The following is a 17,763-nucleotide window of genomic DNA, read 5'->3' as shown; positions in this document are numbered from 1 at the left end:
GCCCGTTCAACCTAGCGAAGGATTCGGATTCGGTTAATCGGTTTCTGTCTGGACAGTTGTTGAAAAGGGCGCGGGATTGTCGCCGCAGCTGAAACAATGGGCGTTAACCGGCCTCATCGAGGCAGGGGAGCTTGGCGCGGAGGTCTTTTTTCAGCAGGGCTTCGGACAGATCGAGGGCGCGGCTGCCCCGGTCTTTCCAGCTTTCGGAGATTCGGCCCTCGGCGGCGTCGCAGAGGCGCTCACGCAGGGTGCTGCGGTGGCTTTGGGTGAGCAAGACGGCCACGAGGCCTGCAACGATGAGGATGGCGAAGCCGTAGAGCACGACCCCAGAGAGGTCTGGATGCTTGGCCACGGGGCCGGGTTTTGCGGGCGCTTCGGGCTCTGTTACCCGGTGGGCGGCGATGGAGAGCGCGATTCCGAAGAGCATCACGACAACGCAGGTGGCGAGCACGGTGAAGGAAAAGGCGCCGGAGAGGGCGATGGAGGGGCTGGCCCAGAGCGGGGTGGAGACACCCGCAAAGAGCCAAGCGGCGGCGAGAGTGGTGATGGCAAGGGCCACACGCATGACGCCGCGCGCATGGCGGGCCGCCCAGCCGAGCGACATGGTGATGGCCGCAAGGTGAACGAGGAGTTCGAGGAAGGCGGCGACGATGGCGAGGATGACTTCGGCGATGGCTTCCATGGCGGGCGATTACCTCAGCGTTTCGATCGGGCCTTCGGCGCTGCCGGTAATGAACTGCGTCAGGTAAGGGTCTGACGCAGCGTCCATTTCGGCGACCGGGCCTGTCCAGCGTATCTTGCCGGCGTGGAGCATGGCGACATCGTCGGCGATGGCGCGCACGGAGGTCATATCATGGGTGATGGTGACGGCGGTGGCGCCCATCTCGACCACGATTTCGCGGATCAGCTCGTTGATGACGCCGGCCATGATCGGGTCGAGCCCGGTGGTTGGCTCATCGAAAAAGATGATCTCGGGCTCGGCGGCGATGGCGCGGGCGAGGCCGACGCGCTTTTGCATGCCGCCGGAGAGTTCGCCGGGGTAGAGATCGGCGGTTTCCGGGCCGAGGCCGGTGCGGCGGAGCTTTTCGATGGCGATCTCCCGGGCCTCGGCCTTGGGGCGTTTGAGCGCCCCACGCAGCAGGCGAAAGGCGACGTTTTGCCAGACCGGGAGCGAATCGAACAGCGCGCCGCCTTGGAAGAGCATGCCGAAGCGGGCGAGGAAGGCCTCGCGGGCGGCGGCGGATCGGGCGGAGGCCACGGGGCTGCCATCGACGGTGATGCTGCCCTGATCGGGCGCGACGAGACCGAGGATGCACTTAAGCGTTACCGACTTGCCAGTGCCCGAGCCGCCGATGATGACCATGGAGCGGCCCTTGCCGACCGACAGATCGACGCCGCGCAGAACATCCTTGGTTCCGAAGGACTTATGGACCTTGCTCAGCTCGATCATACAGAGAAGAACGCCTGTGTGAGCAGAAAGTTGGCGGCGAGGATCAGCACGGCAGCGGCGACCACCGAGAGCTTGGTGGCGCGGCCTACGCCCTGCGCACCTCTGCCGGAGTTCATGCCGTAGTAGCAGCCCATCAGCGCCGCGATGAAGCCGAAGGCGGCGCCCTTGACGAGGCTGGAGATGATGTCGAGCGCCTCAAGGAAGTTCCATGTGTTTTGCAGGTAGGCGGCGGGGTTGAAGCCGAGCCGCTCGGTGGCGACGAGGAAGCCGCCCATGACGCCGATCACGTCGCCCACGGCCACCAGCGCGGGCACGGTGATGAGGGCGGCCAGAACGCGGGGGACGGTGAGATACTTCATCGGGTGGGTGGAGAGGGTGACGAGCGCGTCGATCTGCTCGGTCACCTTCATCGTGGCGATCTCGGCGGCGACGGAGGAGGTGACGCGGGCGGCGATCATTAGGCCCACCAGCACGGGGCCGAGTTCGCGCACCATGCCGATGGCGACGATCTGGGGCACCACCGCCTCTGCGTTGAAGCGGGAGCCGCCGGAGTAGATTTGCAGGGCCAGCGCGCCACCGGTGAAGATGGCTGTGAGGCCAACGACGGGAAGCGAGAAATATCCCACATTCAGAATGGCTTGCCAGAGTTCCTTCAGGTAGAAGGGCGGGCGGACCATGTGGCTGAGGGTGCTGCCGAGAAACATCGCCACGCGCCCGATGGCGGCCACGAGGGCAAGGGTGTTGCGGCCGATCAGTGCGAGGGGGTGCAGGACGGTGGCCAAGGGCCTGTCAGCCCGCCCGGCCGGCGTAACGGCGGGCGTAGCGCGAGCCGAGGGAGGTGAGGATCTCGTAGCCGATGGTGCCCGCGTCATCGGCCACCGCATCCACGCCCTGCTCGGGGCAGAGCAGCGAAAGCTCGTGGGGCACACGTTCAAGGCCGGAAATATCGGCGACCACGGAATCCATCGAAACGCGCCCAAGGATCGGGCATTCCACGCCATCGGCCCAGAGGCTGCCCTTGTTGGTCAGCGCACGCAGGATGCCATCGGCATAGCCGCTCTGGACCGTTGCGGTGGGGGTGTCGACCTCTGCCTGCCATGTGGCGTTGTAGCCCACGGTCTCGCCCGCGAGCACGGTGCCGGACTGGATAACCGGCAGGTCGAGCTGGGCCACCGCGCGCGCCTCGGTGAACGGGCGGCCGCCGTAAAGGCCGATGCCGGGGCGGGTCAGCTCAAAGTGGAAATCGGGGCCAAGCAGAATGCCGCCGGTGGCGGAAAGGCTCCGGGGGATGCCACAGCCAGCCGTCAGCTCGCGGAACAGCTTGGCCTGCGCCCGGTTTTGCGGGCTCTCGGGCTCATCGGCGGAGGCGAGGTGAGACATGATAAGCCGCGGCTTGCGGGGCACGGCCACATCGCGCAGCGCCATCCACTCGCCGGGCTCCATGCCGAGCCGGTTCATGCCGGTGTCGAGCTGGATGCCGAAGGGGGCTTGGGGCAGGGCTTCGATGTGGCGGGTGAGCTGGTCGATCGAGTTGATCATCGGGATCAGGTCGAGATCGTTCAGCATGTCGGTGTCGCCGCGCATATGCCCGGAAAACACGTAGATTTCGGGGCCGCGCCCGAGCGCATTGCGAATCGTCGCGCCCTCTTCGGCATGGGCCACGAAGAAGCGCCGTGCGCCTGCATGGGCCAGAGCCCGTGCCACCCGCGCCGCGCCAAGGCCATAGCCATTTGCTTTCACCACGGCACCGGTTTCGGTGCCACTTCCTGACGCAGCATCGAGAGCGGTCCAATTGGCCGCGATAGCGTCTAGATCAATCGTTAACTGCCCGGTTCCCATGAGGCCGGTTTGTGCGGGGGGCGGGGGGCGGCGTCAAGGCGGAAAGCGTGCTGCGGTGCGGCGATCCCGGGTTGTTTGCGCGGCGGCAGCGAAGGCGCGCTTCAGGGTTCGTCCCAATACCGGCGGCGCTCTTGCCACATCTTCTCACCGATCAGGCAATCGTAATGGCCTTGGGCGCGGATGATCTGCGCGGGGGGCGGCAGGCCGGCAATTTCGAGCACGAGCTTCCGGCGCACGGCAGAGGCAAATTCGCTCCATTCGTGCACGGGAATGACGAAGGACCCGGCGCCGCCGATCACGCAGTCACGATAATAGAGATCGAGCCCGCCGATATCCCAAGTGCCGCCGAGCCCTTCGTTGGTCATCAGCGGCAGCCCGTTGATGACGATTCCCTTGGCCAGCGCGGCGTTGCGGGCCGGTTCGACATGGGTGCCCTGATTGTTGGGGCCGTCGCCCGAGACGTCGATCACCCGGCGCAGGCCGGTGAAGGCGTTGCGCTCCATCGAGTCGGCGGCATATTCGATGGCCCCGGAGATGGAGGTGCGGCGCATCCCCCCGGCGAAGGTTTGCGAGAGCGCCTCGGCAAAGGCGCGGGCGTCTTCCGGGGTTTGAATGATCGTCCAGGGGACGATCTCGCGCTGGGTGTAGTTGCCTGCCCATTCCACATAGGTCACGGCGATTGAGCCCAGCAGGCCCGATTGCACTGCCGTCATCACCTCGTCCGACAAGATCGCCTCGGCATAGCCGCGCCGCTGGATCTCGACCTCGTTTGGGGTCATCGAGCGGGAGACATCGACCATGAGGGCGAGTTCGACATCGACTTCGATGGGCTGGGCGGTGGCCGGGGCGGCGAAGGCGGCGAGGGTGAGGATGAGGGCGCGCATGGGGGGATCATGCGGGAGGCGGCGATTCTGGGGAAGGGGGCGCGCGGGTTCGTGAAGTGAGGCTTTATCCCGCGCCCGGCGTTGCGACCGGGCGCGGTTGGTTCTTGCCTGCCTAGAACTGATCCACGCCACCGCCGCCCTGCTGCCAAGGCTGGACGAGGTTGCCGAAGCGGGTGAACTGGCTTTCGAAGCTCAGTTCGACCGTGCCGATCGGGCCGTGGCGCTGCTTGCCGATGATGACCTCGGCCTTGCCGTGCAGCCGGGCCATGCGCTCTTGCCATTCGGCCATCTTGTCGAGTTGATCGTCGGAGGGCTTCTCGCGCTCCACGTAATACTCCTCGCGGAACACGAACATCACCACGTCGGCGTCCTGCTCGATAGAGCCTGATTCCCTGAGGTCGGAGAGCTGCGGGCGCTTGTCATCCCGGCTTTCGACCTGGCGGGAGAGCTGGGAGAGGGCGATGACGGGGATGTTCAGCTCTTTCGCAATCGCCTTCAGGCCCATGGAAATTTCGCCGATCTCCTGCACCCGGTTTTCGGCGGTGCCGCGCAGAAGCTGGAGGTAGTCGACGATGATCAGGTCGAGCCCGTGGGTGCGCTTGAGGCGGCGGGCGCGGGCTGCCACCTGTGAGATCGGCAGGGCGGCGGTGTCGTCGATGAAGAGCGGGCAGGATTCCAGCGCCTTGGCGGCCTCGACGAAGCGGCGGAACTCGGCCTCGTCCATATCGCCCTGACGGATCTTGTGGCTGCTGATCTCGGCGGCTTCGGAGAGAATCCGCGAGGCGAGTTGCTCGGCGCTCATTTCGAGCGAGAAGAAGCCGACAACGCCGCCATCCACTGCGCCCTCGGTGCCATCGGGGCGCATCCCGCGCTTGTAGGCTTTGGCGATGTTGAAGGCGAGGTTGGTGGCCAGCGAGGTTTTACCCATGGAGGGACGGCCGGCGAGGATCAAAAGGTCAGACGGGTGGAGGCCGCCCAGCTTGCGGTCCATGTCATCAAGGCCGGTGGCGATACCGGCAAGGCCGCCCTCACGCTGGTAGGCGGCATTGGCGACGTTCACTGCGTCGGTGACGGCCTTGAGGAAGCTCTGAAAGCCGCTCTCGGTGCGGCCCTGCTCGGACAATTTGTAGAGCGCCTGCTCGGCCTCGACGATCTGGTCTTTTGGCTCGGAGGCCACGTTGATGTCAGAGGCCTTGGCGGCAATGTCGCGGCCCAGCCCCATCAGCTCGCGGCGAATGGCGAGATCATAGACGATCTGGGCGTAGTCGCGCGCGGCAAAGCTGGCCACGGCCACACCGGCGAGCTTGGCCAGATAGGCGGCACCGCCAACCTCTTTCAGCCCCGGCTCATCCTCAAGGTAGCTCTTGAGCGAAACGGGCGTGGCGGCGAGGTTCTTGGCGATCCGCGAGGCGGCAACCTCGAAGATACGGGCATGGAGCGGGTCATAGAAGTGCTCGGGGCCAACCACCATGGCGACACGGTCGAAGATGTCGTTATTGGTAAGGATGGCTCCGAGCAGCTGCTGCTCGGCCTCGATGTTATGCGGCGCAGTCTCCGGCGCCTCCGCCCCTTCCGGCCGGAAAGCTGTGATCTCGTTCATTTTGCTCGATCCCCCTGTGGAGGCAGGTGATAGCCCGATTCCGCCCCATGCGGGTATCTGGAAATCTCTGTGGATAAGAGGTTTGAAACCCTGTGAGGCGTTGTGTCACTCAAGGATGACTTACCATATCTCGCGTGTCGATGCGAGACTTCCCGCAAGATGAGCGATGGACTTGGCTGCGCGACTCAGGCGTTTTTCAGGTTTTATCCCCTGAAATTAATTATCGTTGTCTTCCCGCCACTTGGCCGGATCGTTGAGAAATGCCTCCACCCCATCGAGGGTTTCGGCGTCAAAAGTGCCGCGCTCGCGGGCGACGGCCAGCACATCCCACCAGGTGCAGAGGTGGTGCAGGGTAACGCCGTGGTCGCCCAGCGTCTTCTCGGTTTCGGGGAAGATCCCGTAGTAGAAAATCACCGCCGTGTGGGCGCAGGTGGCGCCGGTTTCGCGGATGGCATCGACGAAGGAGATCTTGGAGCCGCCATCGGTGGTGAGATCCTCCACCAGCAGCACCCGCTCGCCCTCGGCCATCGCGCCTTCGATACGGGCGTTGCGGCCATAGCCCTTAGGCTTCTTGCGCACGTAGCTCATGGGCAGGGCCATCCGGTCGGCCACGAAGGCGGCGAAGGGGATGCCGGCCGTCTCGCCGCCTGCAATGTTATCGAAGGCCTCAAAGCCTGCGTCGCGCATGACCTTTACCACGAGAAAATCCATCAGCGTGGAGCGGATACGGGGGAAGCTGATGAGCTTGCGGCAGTCGATATAGGTCGGCCCCTTGAGGCCGGAGGAATAGGTGAAGGGCTCGCGCTGGTTGAAGTGCACCGCCTCGATTTCCAGCAACATCCCGGCGGCAATGCGGGCGATGGTGGCGTCATCTGGATGTGAGGTGGGGATCATGGCGCGGCTCCTGTCATTTTCTTGCTCATAAATATCCATACGGCCACGCCTGCAACCCACGCGACGCGGGGGGCAGGGCGGGCGTTCAGAGCTCGTCCTCCACCTGCCAGTGCAGCGGGCGGCCCGGATCGAACACCACGACGGGGCCGTTTTCGGTTTCGATCTGCGGGGCGAAGGTGAGGGGCTCGTCGCCCTTGGCCAGCGTGATCGACGCTTCATTGGCGGGCAGGCGGTAGAAGGCCGGGCCGTTGAGCGAGGTGAAGCCCTCCAGCTTGTCCAGCGCGCCAGCCTCCTCGAAGAGCTCGGCAAGGCAGCTCATGGTAACTGGGGCGGAAAACACACCGGCGCAGCCGCAGGGGCTTTCCTTGTCGGTGGCGAGGTGGGGGGCGCTGTCGGTGCCGAGGAAGCAGCGCTCGAAGCCCGAGGTGGCCAGCTCGGCAAGGGCCTCGCGGTGCTTTTCGCGCTTGACCACCGGCAGGCAGTAGTAATGCGGGCGGATGCCGCCGACGAGCATGTGGTTGCGGTTGATCATCATGTGGTGCGTGGTGATCGTGGCGCCGAGGTCATCGCCACCATCGCGCAGATAGGCGGCGGCATCGGCGGTGGTGATATGCTCCATCACCACTCGCAGGCCCGGGGTGGCGCGGCGCAGCGGGTCGAGCACCGTGTCGATGAACACCGCCTCACGGTCGAAGATATCGACGTCGTGGGTGGTAACCTCGCCGTGCATGCAGAGCGGCATGCCGATCTCGGCCATCTTCTCCAGCACCGGGCGCACCTTGTCGAAATCGCGCACGCCGGAGGCGGAGTTGGTGGTGGCACCCGCCGGATAGAGCTTTACCGCCTTGACCAGCCCTGTGGCATGGGCGACTGCCACATCCTCAGGGTCTGTCTCTTCGGTCAGGTAAAGCGTCATCAGCGGCTCGAAGAGGCCAACGCCGGGCGCGGCGGCGAGGATGCGCTCGCGGTAGGCCATGGCATCGGCCATCGTGACCACGGGGGGCACGAGGTTGGGCATGATGATGGCGCGCGAGAAATGGGCGACGGTTTCGGGGAGCACGGCTTTGAGCATCGCGCCGTCGCGCAGGTGCAGGTGCCAATCATCGGGGCGGCGGATCGTGAGGCGCTTAGTCATGGCGCAGGCATAGCGCGGACGGGGCACGGGCACCAGAGGCGCGCGGGCTGGCTCAGTTGAGCGAAATGCGGAAGTCGCCGGTGCTGTCGTAGGTGTAGCGCAGCCAGGAGGCGGCGATGCCGAGCGGCACGGAGGTGCCCCGGGGCTGGACCCAGTTCATCCCGTGCGGGCTGAGCTGGAGCGAGCGGAACTCGGTCGGCAAGGATTGCGAGCCGGGGCAGGCGGAGGAGCTGAAGTAAATCGGCTGGGTGGTGCGGTTCTTGATCGCGCCGAGGCCGTTGGGCACCTGGCTGTCCCAGATCGCAAGGCTCTCGGCCTCGCCGACATCGCCGCAGAGCGCGCGCATATCGGCTTCACTCTTGCCGTGCAGGGCGCGGTAGAAGCCGACCATGTTGGACACGAGATCTTCCGCCGAGAAGCCGGAATCTGTGAGCACGCGCCAGACCCAGCGGTTCTGGTAGCTCTCGAAGGCGAGCGATTCGGAGAGGAAGATGGTGTAGGCGACATGCACCAGCATCGCAGAGGAGAGGCCGCGTTTGACGATCCATTGGCGGGTGTTCAGCGGCAACTGGATGTGCCGGTTGCCCATCCGCTGGGTGTAGCTGATGAGGAAGGCGGGCGAGCTGTTGAGATAGATGTTGGAGCTGGAGTTGGCTGGCCAGTCGTTGTGGCCTGCCTTCAGGCGGGTGAGCAGGCCCGCCGCCCCGGTGCCATTGGCGTGACCCCAGTCGATCCAGCCACAGCGGCAGGTGTAGGAGAGACGCCGGAAGCCGTTGGCGTCGGGGTGTATGTCGGCGCGGTCGGTCATGACGGTTCATTCAGGAATGGGAGAAGATGAGGGCGGCGCGGCAGCCCTCGTCGGTGCAGGTGCCGCGCCCGCTGAGAAGCACCTCGCCGTCGAGTCGGCAGAGCAGCACTGGCCAGTCGTCGGTGCGGCCCGGTTCGGGCGTGTGGCCCAGCTCGGCGCAGCGCTGGCCAATGGCGGTTATCAGATCTGGCAGTTCCGTGTAGCGTCCGGGCGGGGTGGTGAAGGGCACCGTGAGGCTGCGTAGCATGGCCCCATCGGCGGCGGTCTCTTCGGGCTTGCCACTGGCATCAGCGCCCGTGGGCAGGCCGAAGGCGAGTGCCGCCTGTTCAAGCGGATCGGGCCGAAGGGTGAACCAGCCGAGCGCAAGGGCGAGGAGCACGAGCGCTGCGACGGTCAGAAGACGGGAAATATTCATCTTATCAACATATTTGGCGCACAAGGCGGCAAGGCAATACGGGCACTATGTGCGTAAGCCGTTGATTTGACAAGCTGACCGAGGAGGCGGGCGGCGGGGTGCGCCCGGATTTTTGCTGCAACGCGGCATTCTCGGGGTGCTACATGCTTGTGCATTGATGCCTTAACCATGCAAAAAAGGAAAAATATAAGCCCTGCGACCAGATGGAGCCTTTTCGCGGGTGCAGCAATCGCATAGGTTGGACGCGAGGGAAGCCTTCCGCACACGGCAGGTTTCGGGCGGTCTGCATCGCAGGCTTGCCGACGAGAAAGTGGACCAACCGATCTTTCGGAGCACAAGGCCCCGAGAGGAAAGGACAAAGAGGATAGACCGATGAGGCATGCAATCACTGCAATCGACATGTGGCGCAACGGCGTTGTGCTCTGGAGCTCGATGGTGGAGACGCAGGTTGATATCGCGCGGGCGAGCTTTGGTATGATGGATTTCTGGCCGGGCAGCCCGGCGGAGCTTCTGGCAGGGCCCTTTGGGGTGACGCAAAAGCCGAAGCCTGCTGCCAAGGCCAAGCCGGCGGCCAAGGTGAAACCTGCGGCCAGGGCAAAAGCGGCCCCGGCGGCAAAGGCCAAGGGCGAAGTCGTGCAGCTGGGCGGGGAGGCCGCAGCCAAGACTGCGCCCAAGGCGCCCGCCGCGAAAGAGCCTGCGGCGAAGGCAGCGCCTGCCAGAAAGCCTGCGGCGAAGAAAGCAACGGCAAAGGCGGCACCGGCAAAGGCTCCTGCAGCAAAGACCGCACCGGCGAAGACGGCAGCTGCCAAGACTGGCACCGCGAAGGCTCCCGCCGCGAAACCTGCGGCAACGAAGGCTGCAACAGCAAAGACCGCGACGCCGAAACCGGCCACGGCGAAGCCTGCTGCGCCCAAACCGGCGAGCGCAAAGACCACGGCAAAGCCCGAGCCGAAGGCGGCTGAGGCTGCGCCGAAGCCCGCCACCAAGGCGGCCCCGAAACCCGCCGCAAAGCGCAAGCCCGCTGCTCGGAAGGCGCCTGCCAAGGCAGTGACTGCAAAGGCCAAGCCGGCGGCCCCCAAGCCCGCCGCGAAAGCCGAAGCTGCGAAGCCTGCGCCTGAAGTGAAGGCTGAGGCACCCAAGCCCACGCCCGAGGTGAAGGCGGAAGCGCCGAAGCCGGAGGCCAAGGTTGATGAGGCTCCGAAGGCTGCGGCAAATGCGGCTGCGCCGAAGGCCGAAACCTCCGAAGCCGAGCAGAAACCTGCGCAGCGGACGAGCGGCAAGCCCAAGATCTCTCTCGCGCCGGACTTTGAGCCACGCTGAGGCCGGATTTCGGGGGGCGGGCAGCGCAAGGCTCTGACCTCAAGCAAACGACGAGGGCCCGATTGGCGGGCCTTCGAACCCCCGGAGACCTGCCGTGTATCCCAATTTTTATGCTCCCAACGCCTCGCAATGGCCCGCGCTCTCACAGGTCAGGCCCGAGCGGTTGGCGCTGGAGGTTTGGGCAACCGGGCTTCAGGCGGCATGGCTTGTGGCCGAGAGCCACTCTGTCATCTCGCACCGGGTGATGGGGTTCTCGGGGCTGGAGCCGCGCGGACGCGATGAGGTTCAGCGGATGTTCGTGGAAAAGAGCACCGCGTTTTCGGCGGCGGCCATTGCGGGTGCGATGCTGGCGATGAGCGGGCGGCGACCAGATGAGATTTGGCGGGCCATGATGCACCCGCTGCGCCACACAACGGCGCGCAACCTGCGGCGGCTGGGCCGCATCCGCAACCTCCACGGTGGCCAGCGCCGTGCCGCCCGCGCACGGCTTGCCGCCGGACTCTCACGGCAGGCGGAAGCCTCCCAGGCGTAAAGCCGGGAAGGCGCGTGCATAAGCGAAACTACTGCGGTTCTTGTGAGGTGGGTCAGCCGCGTGAGCTGCGGGTGCGGAGCCGCGCGAGGCGCCCCTCCTCGACGCGAAGCATCTCGGCCTCGCCTTCTTCGTCCTCAAACCACTCATCGGGCGGCAACCGGGAAAGCCCCGGCATGCGCAGGTAAACGACACTTGGGCCATCGCCCTTTGTGCGGTTTTGGGGATCTGAAGGGTCATCCGGTTTTGACATGCCGCACCTTAGCACGAAACGATGAAGAATTCCTTGTGGCTTGGTCATCTGGAATCGGCGGAGTAGGGTTTAGGTAACACTTCTGCCGGGGGATGATCTCAGATGGGTTTTGCGACGCGATTTTCGGCGCTTCCAGCCGCGCTGGTTTTGCTGGCCGCGCCCGCGTTGGCGGCATGCCCGGAGCCGGGTGATCTGGCAAGCGGCATTGCCATGCGGGACGACAGCGGCGGCGTCACCGTTTTTCGCCCGGGGCCAGCGCCGGGTGAGGTGACTGAGACCACGCTTTTTGATGACAACACCGGCTTTTTCTTGCGCTCGGCGGGCGGCTTGCTGGTGCGTGAGACCCACGCGTTGGAAAACGGCGCGCCGGTGGAGGACACGGTGGTGACCACCCAGCTTGAGGAGCCGGGCAGGGCTTTCCCGGTGGCCGAGGGGCGGCGGGTGGAGCTTGGCGGCACCGAGCGGGATGCAGGCGGTGCGGAGCGGTCACTTTCGGTGGTGATCGAAACCTCGCTGCGGCGCCGGGTGCTTTACGGCGACTGCGCGGTGGAGGTTATTCCGGTGCGTTTGACCTATGCCTACGAGGACAAGGCCGCGGAGGTCGAGTTTTTGGATTATTTGCCGGAGTTTGGTATTTCGCTGTTCCTTGGCTCTGGCGGCGCCGGGCAGGCGCCGGATATTTACCGGGTCGTTGAGATATTCAAGGCCCCGCCTCAATAGCTCTCCTCGCAGGTGCGGCGTAAATCCTGAAAATTCTCTGCATTGCAGCACGCGCAACCCGGGCATGCGGGATTGTCTGTGGTGGATCAGTCACTTGAGGGCTTATGTTGCATGGCAAGGGAGGAAGCCGATGAGAAAAACAGTTCCAGGAGGTTTCCAGATGGCAACGCAAGCAACCGACGTTCAATATTCCCGCCCCAGCTTCATGGCGCGAGTGGGAGCCGGGTTTGACCGGGTTCTTTCCGCTCTCGTGTCTTTGGCCGAGGCAAACCCGCGCATGAAAGCCGTGTCGCGCCTGAGCGCGATGAGCGACGAAGAGCTCGCCGCCCGTGGCCTGAAGCGCGAAGATATCGTGCGCCACGTGTTCCGCGACATCTACTACGTCTGAATTCGTCGCCGCGGGGCGCAAGTGCGCCCTACGAAAAGATAGGCCCCGCCGCAGGGCGGGGAGGCACGTTCCGGATGGGACGGATGCAAGAGGGGCTGCCGTTTATTCGGCGGCCTCTTTTCGTTTTAGCGGCTCAGGCAGGCTGCGGCCCTCTTCCCGAAGGGCGGCCTTGGCGGCCTCATAGGCGTTGCGCAGGCGGGGCCAGTCGAAGCGCGCAAGCGCGGCGCGGGCGGCGATGCCGGTGAGCCAAGGCCGCTCGGCGGCGTCGAGCCCGGTGACGAGGCGGCGGAGCCACGGCCCGTGACGGTGCCGGTCGCGCCAGAGGCGGGCAAAGCCGGCGGGGGTCAGCTTGCCCCGCAGGGCGGCGCGCAGCAGGGGTTCGAGCACGCCCATATCATCCAGCTCGGTATCGAGCTTGTTGCTCAGCCAACGGGTGCGGAGCTTGTGGATGTTGGGGGCCTCGAAGAGCGAGGCGTGCATTGCGTCACGGGCAAAGTCGGGGTTGTAGATGACAAAGGCGCTTTCGGCGGCTTCGAGCATGTCGGGCGCATAGCCGTAGCGCGAGGTGAAATCGGTGCGCCGCATCTCGGGATAGCGGCTTTCCCATTCGGTGCGGGCCGGGTCCAGCGTGGCCAGGGGGCGCAGCAGGACCGAGGTCGAGAAGGGGGCGGCGACCGAAAAGGCAGCCGCTGCATAGCCGCAGGGTCCGCAGCCATAGAAGACCACGCGATCGAACTCGTCGAAGAAGCCTTCGTCGATCAACCCGTCGAAGTAGTCAAACACCTCCTGAGCGCGAAAGAACCCGTCTGTCTCGGAGTAGAGGCAGAGCTGGGAGCAGCCGTCGCGCCCGGCGATCTGGAGGCCATAGGGCAGGCCGCCCTGTCCTTCATCGCGGATCGTCTCGGCCATCTCGAAGGTCACGAGGAGGGTTTCGCCATCCTCGGTGAACAGCGCGCCGTGATCGTCGCCCAGACGCAGGTGGACGCCGTGCTCGGCGCCATGTGCGTCGAGTGTCACGCGCCAGCGGGCGCGGCGGGTGGTTTCAGTATCTTGGGTCATGGCAGCCCCGGCGCACCCCACGTGCGCTTCCCGGGACTAACCATAAGTCCTTCGCGAGGCGGAATCCATCGCCTCGGTGTGCTGTTGACGAATGAGCTCTAGAAGAACGCCTGCAGCCCGGTTTGTGCACGCCCGAGGATCAATGCGTGGATGTCGTGCGTGCCCTCATAGGTGTTCACGGTTTCGAGGTTGGCGGCGTGGCGCATGACCTGAAACTCCTCGGAAATCCCGTTGCCGCCGTGCATGTCGCGCGCGATGCGGGCGATTTCCAGCGCCTTGCCGCAGTTGTTACGCTTCATCAGCGAGATCAGCTCGGGCGGGCAGCCATCGCCATCAAAGAGCTGGCCCGCGCGCAGGGCGCCTTGCAGGCCAAGCGCGATCTCGGTTTGCATGTTGGCGAGCTTGAGCTGGAAGAGCTGGGTGCCTGCGAGGGGTTTGCCGAATTGCTTGCGATCCAGCCCGTATTGCCGTGCGGCGTGCCAGCAGAACTCGGCGGCGCCCATCGCCCCCCATGCAATGCCGAAGCGGGCGCGGTTGAGGCAGCCGAAGGGGCCGGAGAGGCCCTCGGCGTTGGGCAGCAGGGCATCTTCGCCGACCTCGACGTTGTCCATGACGATCTCGCCGGTGACGGAGGCGCGCAAGCTGAGTTTGCCGCCGATCTTGGGGGCGGAGAGGCCTTTCATGCCCTTTTCGAGCACGAAGCCGCGGATCTTGCCGCCGTGCTCTTCGGATTTGGCCCAGACCACGAAGACATCGGCGATGGGGCTGTTGGAGATCCACATCTTGGAGCCGTTGAGGGTGTAGCCCGTGGCGGTTTTGGTGGCGCGGGTCTTCATGCCGCCGGGGTCGGAGCCTGCATCGGGCTCGGTGAGGCCGAAGCAGCCGATGAGTTCGCCCGAGCAGAGGCCGGGGAGGTACTTGCGGCGCTGCTCCTCGGAGCCATAGGCGTTGATCGGGTGGATCACGAGGGAGCTTTGCACCGACATCATCGAGCGGTAGCCCGAATCGATGCGCTCCACCTCGCGGGCGATGAGGCCGTAGGAGGTGTAGGAGGCGCCAAGCCCGCCGTATTCCTCGGGGATGGTGACGCCAAGCAGGCCGGCCGCGCCCATAAGCGGAAAGAGCTCGGGCGCAACGGCGGCGTCGCGGTAGGCCTCGATGATGCGGGGGGCCAGCTCGGCTTGGGCAAATTGGGCGGCGGCGCGGGAGAGCATCCGCTCGTCTTCACCAAGCTGGTCGTCGAGGCGGAAGGGGTCTTCCCAGGTGAATGTGGCTTTGTCTGACATGATGGCTCCCTCCCGGTGGTTCGCTGCGCAAGGTAACGGATTGGGCGGCGAGGGGAAGGGGGTGCGGAACGCTGTTTCGCGTGGCGGACGTTGTGCCGCGCAGGCGGGGCGGCGCAAGTCGCCGCCCACCGCTAGGGCGCCCTATGCTGGGCAGCCGGCGGTGAGCGGGAAAATCGGCGCTACTTCACGGTGATCGGCAGCTCCGCAATCGGCGTGTTATCGGCGTGGAGCACGTATTTCAGCACGTAGTCGCCGGGCGCATCGGGAAGCTTGAGCCGGAGCGGAGAGCCCGATTTCGTGTAGCTGTAGGCGGTGTAGGTGCCGCCCGCCGCTGGGTAGATGGCGATGTAATCCTGCCGGTTGTCCGGCCCTTCCCACTGCACCATGAGCTCACCGCCGGCCATGGCCTCGCCCTGCGGGGTGAGCGTGGCCGTAGAGGGGGTGACGGTGATGGGCACCTCGGCGATCGCGCCGCGCCCGACGTTGAGGATATAGCGCACCACGTAGTTGCCGGGGGTGGGCGGCACTGTCATTTCAGCGGGGTTGCCGCTGGAGGTGTAGGCATAGTCGAAATAGGTGCCGCCCGTTGCAGGGAAGATGGCGATATAGTCGTTGCGGTTGTCCGGCCCGGCCCATTCCACTTGCAGGGTGCTGCCGATGGAGGCTTCGGGCGGGACGGTGAGGGTGGCCGAGGTGGGAGAAACTTCGACCGGCACGCTTGTCAACTCCTTGTGGTCCACGTTTTGCACATAGGCGATGCGATACTTGCCGGGCTCCGCAGGCACTGTCAGGTCGAGCGGGGAACCTTCGTTGGTGTAGGTGTACTCGGCGTATCTGCTTTCGCCCTCGGGGAAGATGGCGATGAAGTCGTTGCGATCATCCGGGCCGGTCCAGCTGACTTTGACGGTGCCGCCTGCGGGAAGCTCGGCTGGGGGCGAGATAGAGGCGCTGACGGCGGTGACTTCCACCGGAACGCTGGTGAGTTCGGTGCGGTCCACGTTTTGCACATAGGCGATGCGGTATTTGCCGGGCTCTGCGGGCAGCGTGAGGTCGAGGGGGGAGCCCTCTCTGGTGTAGGTGTACTCGGCGTAGCGGTCTTCGCCCTCCGGGAAGATGGCGATGAAGTCGTTGCGATCATCCGGTCCTTCCCAGCCGACCTTGACCGTGCCGCCTGCGGGCAGCTCTGCGGGTGGGGTGATGGAAGCGCTGACGGCGGTGACTTCCACCGGAACGCTGGTGAGTTCGGTGCGGTCCACGTTTTGCACGTAGGAGATACGATACTTGCCGGGAGCCGAAGGCAGCGTGAGGTCGAGGGGGGAGCCCTCTCGGGTGTAGGTGTATTCGGCGTAGCGGTCTTCGCCTTCCGGGAAGATGGCGATGAAGTCGTTGCGATCATCCGGGCCTTCCCAGCCGACCTTCACGGTGCCGCCTGCGGGAAGCTCTACGGGCGGCGTGATGGAGGCGCTGACGGCGGTAACTTCGACCGGCACTGTGGCAAGGATCGTGCGATCCTGATTCATGACATAGCGCAGCTCATAGCGGCCGGGTTCGGCGGGCAGCTGGAGGTCGAGCGGCGAACCTTCGCGGGTGTAGGTGTAGGCCTCGTATTTGGTGCCGCTGTCGTCCGCGCGGGCGATGGTGATGTGGTCGTTCCGGTAGTCCGGTCCGGTCCACCGCACCTGCACGTTGCCACCGGCAGGCAAGCTTTCTGGCGGGGTGACACTGGCGTCGACAGGGGTGATCTCGATGGGCCGGGTTGCAAGCACCTTGTTGCCGTCGCGCAGGATGTAGCGCAGCTCGTAGCTGCCCGGCTCGGGGGGCATTTGCAGATCGAGCGGGGAGCCGTCGTGGATGTAGGTATAGTTGATCTGGTTGCCATTGCCGGGGATGCCGACGGTGATGGTGTCATTCTTGCCTTCGGGGCCCGTCCAGCGCACCGGGATCGTGTCGCCTGCGGCGGCTGTGGCTGCGGCATCCAGCGTGGCGGCGGGCTTGTATTCGGGCAGTTCGACGGTGACCGTCTTGTTGACGGAGCCAACACCCACCACCGCCTCGGCGCTGGCCTCATCGGCGGGGCGCATCACGGTGACGCGGTATTCGCCCTTCTCCAGCTCTGCGGTGAAGCCATCGACATTGAGCGGGCCTTCCACCAGCGCATCGCCCCGGTAGAGATCCCAGACCAGCGGGTCGGAAATGCGGGGGCCGTGCTTGCCGTCGGTGGCCTGAAACTTCACCCGCACGGGTGGGGCGGGGAAGATGACGGTGACGGTTTGGGTGCCGGGGGTGACGGTGAAGGTGGCGCTGCGGGTGAGCTCATCGGAGGGGCGGGTGGCGGTGACGTCGTAGATGCCCTCTTCGAGCGGCAGAGTTGGAGCGGGCTCAAGGATGGTGCCGCCCATGGGAATGCCGTTGCTGGTGATCTCCCAAGCCAGCGTTTCGGAGATGAAGCTGCCGCCTTCGCCCGCCGTGGCGCGGAAACGGACCTCGTGGGTTTCGGGCTCGGGCTCCGGCGCGGGTTCGATATCGACCACGGCGACCATGGCGGTGGCCAGCTCGGCAGCGTTGGAGGCCTCGATGAACTGGCCGCCGGTTTCATCGGCGATGCATTGCATCTGGCGCAGGGCCTCGGCCTCGGAGACGTCGAAGCCGACGACATGGGCGGTGAAATCCACCCCGGCCTGCTCCAGCGCGGCGGCAGCGGCGCAGGGATCGGGATCGCAGGTTTCGATGCCGTCGGAGACGAGGATGACGGTGGCCTTTTCTTCCGTGTATTTAAGCGCTTCGGCGGCTTGGCGCACGGCCTCGGTCATCGGGGTTTTGCCCTTGGGCGAGACACCGTTGACCGCGCTTTGGATGGCCGGTTTGGTGCCGGTGCCGGGCTGCACGACAGTTTCGATATCGCTGCAATCGCCCTTGCGGCGGTGGCCGTAGAGGGTGAGGCCAAGCTCCTGATCGTCGGGGATGGTGCCAAGCACGGTGCCGACCACCTCCTGCGCGATTGTGATCTTGGCCTTGCCGTCGATCTGGCCCCACATCGAGCCGGACCCATCCATAACCAGAATCGCCCGGGGGCGCTCCTGTGCCGTGGCGGCGGCTGCAAAAAGGGTGCACAGGCAAAGGGTTATCGCGCGAAGCATGGGTAATGGCCTCTGTGTCAAAATGAATTGCCCCAGAGTTAAGCAC

At 65.3% G+C, this 17,763-nt stretch carries 18 protein-coding genes; 4 read left to right on the top strand and 14 right to left on the bottom strand.

Annotated features, from left to right (window positions below; genetic code table 11):
- Nucleotides 1-103: 103 nt before the first annotated feature.
- From ACXAG6_RS15040 to ACXAG6_RS14995, 10 genes are all read right to left on the bottom strand, one after another.
- On the bottom strand, nucleotides 104-682 hold the full coding sequence (locus ACXAG6_RS15040) for a hypothetical protein (RefSeq protein ID WP_475338572.1): 579 nt from the start codon (nucleotides 680-682) through the stop codon (nucleotides 104-106).
- Nucleotides 683-691: 9 nt separating this feature from the next.
- Entirely contained in the window at nucleotides 692-1,450 is a 759-nt protein-coding gene (locus tag ACXAG6_RS15035) for an ABC transporter ATP-binding protein (protein WP_475338571.1), read from the bottom strand.
- Nucleotides 1,447-2,220: an MlaE family ABC transporter permease gene (locus tag ACXAG6_RS15030; protein WP_475339076.1), complete on the bottom strand. Its 774-nt coding sequence runs from the start codon at nucleotides 2,218-2,220 to the stop codon at nucleotides 1,447-1,449. The genes ACXAG6_RS15035 and ACXAG6_RS15030 overlap by 4 nt, the downstream gene beginning before the upstream one ends.
- A gap of 19 nt (nucleotides 2,221-2,239) precedes the next feature.
- Nucleotides 2,240-3,289: an alanine racemase gene (alr, locus tag ACXAG6_RS15025; RefSeq protein WP_475338569.1), complete on the bottom strand. Its 1,050-nt coding sequence runs from the start codon at nucleotides 3,287-3,289 to the stop codon at nucleotides 2,240-2,242.
- A 101-nt stretch (nucleotides 3,290-3,390) separates the two neighbouring features.
- The gene (locus tag ACXAG6_RS15020; protein ID WP_475338568.1) at nucleotides 3,391-4,173 is read right to left on the bottom strand and encodes a DUF1194 domain-containing protein; all 783 of its coding nucleotides are present in this window, start codon (nucleotides 4,171-4,173) and stop codon (nucleotides 3,391-3,393) included.
- A gap of 112 nt (nucleotides 4,174-4,285) precedes the next feature.
- Complete coding sequence (locus ACXAG6_RS15015) at nucleotides 4,286-5,773, bottom strand: replicative DNA helicase (protein WP_475338566.1); 1,488 nt, start codon at nucleotides 5,771-5,773, stop codon at nucleotides 4,286-4,288.
- 216 nt (nucleotides 5,774-5,989) lie between these two features.
- Entirely contained in the window at nucleotides 5,990-6,667 is a 678-nt protein-coding gene (locus tag ACXAG6_RS15010; RefSeq protein WP_475338565.1) for an orotate phosphoribosyltransferase, read from the bottom strand.
- Nucleotides 6,668-6,752: 85 nt separating this feature from the next.
- Nucleotides 6,753-7,802, bottom strand: coding sequence for a dihydroorotase (gene pyrC / locus ACXAG6_RS15005; RefSeq protein WP_475338564.1), 1,050 nt, complete (start codon nucleotides 7,800-7,802; stop codon nucleotides 6,753-6,755).
- Between the two features lie 52 nt (nucleotides 7,803-7,854).
- Nucleotides 7,855-8,610, bottom strand: a complete 756-nt coding sequence (locus ACXAG6_RS15000; protein ID WP_475338562.1) for a hypothetical protein — start codon at nucleotides 8,608-8,610, stop codon at nucleotides 7,855-7,857.
- Between the two features lie 10 nt (nucleotides 8,611-8,620).
- Nucleotides 8,621-9,025, bottom strand: coding sequence for a hypothetical protein (locus ACXAG6_RS14995; protein ID WP_475338561.1), 405 nt, complete (start codon nucleotides 9,023-9,025; stop codon nucleotides 8,621-8,623).
- Nucleotides 9,026-9,397: 372 nt separating this feature from the next.
- On the opposite strand from ACXAG6_RS14995, the gene ACXAG6_RS14990 reads away from it, so the two are divergent.
- Together ACXAG6_RS14990 and ACXAG6_RS14985 are read left to right on the top strand one after the other, a co-directional pair.
- Nucleotides 9,398-10,345 carry a hypothetical protein gene (locus ACXAG6_RS14990; RefSeq protein WP_475338560.1) on the top strand — a complete coding sequence of 316 codons (948 nt, stop codon included), beginning with the start codon at nucleotides 9,398-9,400 and terminating at the stop codon, nucleotides 10,343-10,345.
- A gap of 94 nt (nucleotides 10,346-10,439) precedes the next feature.
- Nucleotides 10,440-10,877, top strand: a complete 438-nt coding sequence (locus ACXAG6_RS14985; RefSeq protein ID WP_475338559.1) for a hypothetical protein — start codon at nucleotides 10,440-10,442, stop codon at nucleotides 10,875-10,877.
- Nucleotides 10,878-10,929: 52 nt separating this feature from the next.
- Here ACXAG6_RS14985 and ACXAG6_RS14980 read toward each other — a convergent pair whose 3' ends face one another.
- Nucleotides 10,930-11,052, bottom strand: a complete 123-nt coding sequence (locus ACXAG6_RS14980; RefSeq protein WP_475338557.1) for a hypothetical protein — start codon at nucleotides 11,050-11,052, stop codon at nucleotides 10,930-10,932.
- A 177-nt stretch (nucleotides 11,053-11,229) separates the two neighbouring features.
- Between ACXAG6_RS14980 and ACXAG6_RS14975 the strand changes: the two genes are divergently transcribed.
- Both ACXAG6_RS14975 and ACXAG6_RS14970 read left to right on the top strand, forming a co-directional pair.
- Nucleotides 11,230-11,847: a hypothetical protein gene (locus ACXAG6_RS14975; protein ID WP_475338556.1), complete on the top strand. Its 618-nt coding sequence runs from the start codon at nucleotides 11,230-11,232 to the stop codon at nucleotides 11,845-11,847.
- A 160-nt stretch (nucleotides 11,848-12,007) separates the two neighbouring features.
- Complete coding sequence (locus ACXAG6_RS14970) at nucleotides 12,008-12,235, top strand: DUF1127 domain-containing protein (protein WP_254695308.1); 228 nt, start codon at nucleotides 12,008-12,010, stop codon at nucleotides 12,233-12,235.
- Nucleotides 12,236-12,337: 102 nt separating this feature from the next.
- Here the strand turns inward: ACXAG6_RS14970 and ACXAG6_RS14965 are convergent, their stop codons facing one another.
- From ACXAG6_RS14965 to ACXAG6_RS14955, 3 genes are all read right to left on the bottom strand, one after another.
- Nucleotides 12,338-13,294: a phosphoadenosine phosphosulfate reductase gene (locus ACXAG6_RS14965; RefSeq protein WP_475338555.1), complete on the bottom strand. Its 957-nt coding sequence runs from the start codon at nucleotides 13,292-13,294 to the stop codon at nucleotides 12,338-12,340.
- Between the two features lie 98 nt (nucleotides 13,295-13,392).
- A complete protein-coding gene (locus ACXAG6_RS14960; protein WP_475338553.1) occupies nucleotides 13,393-14,580 on the bottom strand; it encodes an acyl-CoA dehydrogenase in 1,188 nt (395 codons plus the stop codon).
- Between the two features lie 179 nt (nucleotides 14,581-14,759).
- A complete protein-coding gene (locus tag ACXAG6_RS14955; RefSeq protein ID WP_475338552.1) occupies nucleotides 14,760-17,717 on the bottom strand; it encodes a vWA domain-containing protein in 2,958 nt (985 codons plus the stop codon).
- Nucleotides 17,718-17,763 lie beyond the last annotated feature (46 nt).

The organism is Vannielia sp. ABF1_015 (assembly GCF_056160745.1).
The sequence above is the reverse complement of the archived record's forward strand: the minus strand, read 5'-3'. Positions and strand labels throughout refer to the sequence as shown.

Bases quoted from the DNA above. Each gene is read 5' to 3' on its own strand.
- ACXAG6_RS14980 (WP_475338557.1), bottom strand. From the start codon at position 11,052: ATGCCGGGGCTTTCCCGGTTGCCGCCCGATGAGTGGTTTGAGGACGAA.
- ACXAG6_RS15035 (WP_475338571.1), bottom strand. From the start codon at position 1,450: ATGATCGAGCTGAGCAAGGTCCATAAGTCCTTCGGAACCAAGGATGTT.
- ACXAG6_RS15040 (WP_475338572.1), bottom strand. From the start codon at position 682: ATGGAAGCCATCGCCGAAGTCATCCTCGCCATCGTCGCCGCCTTCCTC.
- ACXAG6_RS15000 (WP_475338562.1), bottom strand. From the start codon at position 8,610: ATGACCGACCGCGCCGACATACACCCCGACGCCAACGGCTTCCGGCGT.
- alr (WP_475338569.1), bottom strand. From the start codon at position 3,289: ATGGGAACCGGGCAGTTAACGATTGATCTAGACGCTATCGCGGCCAAT.
- ACXAG6_RS15010 (WP_475338565.1), bottom strand. From the start codon at position 6,667: ATGATCCCCACCTCACATCCAGATGACGCCACCATCGCCCGCATTGCC.
- ACXAG6_RS14990 (WP_475338560.1), top strand. From the start codon at position 9,398: ATGAGGCATGCAATCACTGCAATCGACATGTGGCGCAACGGCGTTGTG.
- ACXAG6_RS14975 (WP_475338556.1), top strand. From the start codon at position 11,230: ATGGGTTTTGCGACGCGATTTTCGGCGCTTCCAGCCGCGCTGGTTTTG.
- ACXAG6_RS15020 (WP_475338568.1), bottom strand. From the start codon at position 4,173: ATGCGCGCCCTCATCCTCACCCTCGCCGCCTTCGCCGCCCCGGCCACC.
- ACXAG6_RS14960 (WP_475338553.1), bottom strand. From the start codon at position 14,580: ATGTCAGACAAAGCCACATTCACCTGGGAAGACCCCTTCCGCCTCGAC.
- pyrC (WP_475338564.1), bottom strand. From the start codon at position 7,802: ATGACTAAGCGCCTCACGATCCGCCGCCCCGATGATTGGCACCTGCAC.
- ACXAG6_RS15015 (WP_475338566.1), bottom strand. From the start codon at position 5,773: ATGAACGAGATCACAGCTTTCCGGCCGGAAGGGGCGGAGGCGCCGGAG.
- ACXAG6_RS14965 (WP_475338555.1), bottom strand. From the start codon at position 13,294: ATGACCCAAGATACTGAAACCACCCGCCGCGCCCGCTGGCGCGTGACA.
- ACXAG6_RS14970 (WP_254695308.1), top strand. From the start codon at position 12,008: ATGGCAACGCAAGCAACCGACGTTCAATATTCCCGCCCCAGCTTCATG.
- ACXAG6_RS14995 (WP_475338561.1), bottom strand. From the start codon at position 9,025: ATGAATATTTCCCGTCTTCTGACCGTCGCAGCGCTCGTGCTCCTCGCC.
- ACXAG6_RS14955 (WP_475338552.1), bottom strand. From the start codon at position 17,717: ATGCTTCGCGCGATAACCCTTTGCCTGTGCACCCTTTTTGCAGCCGCC.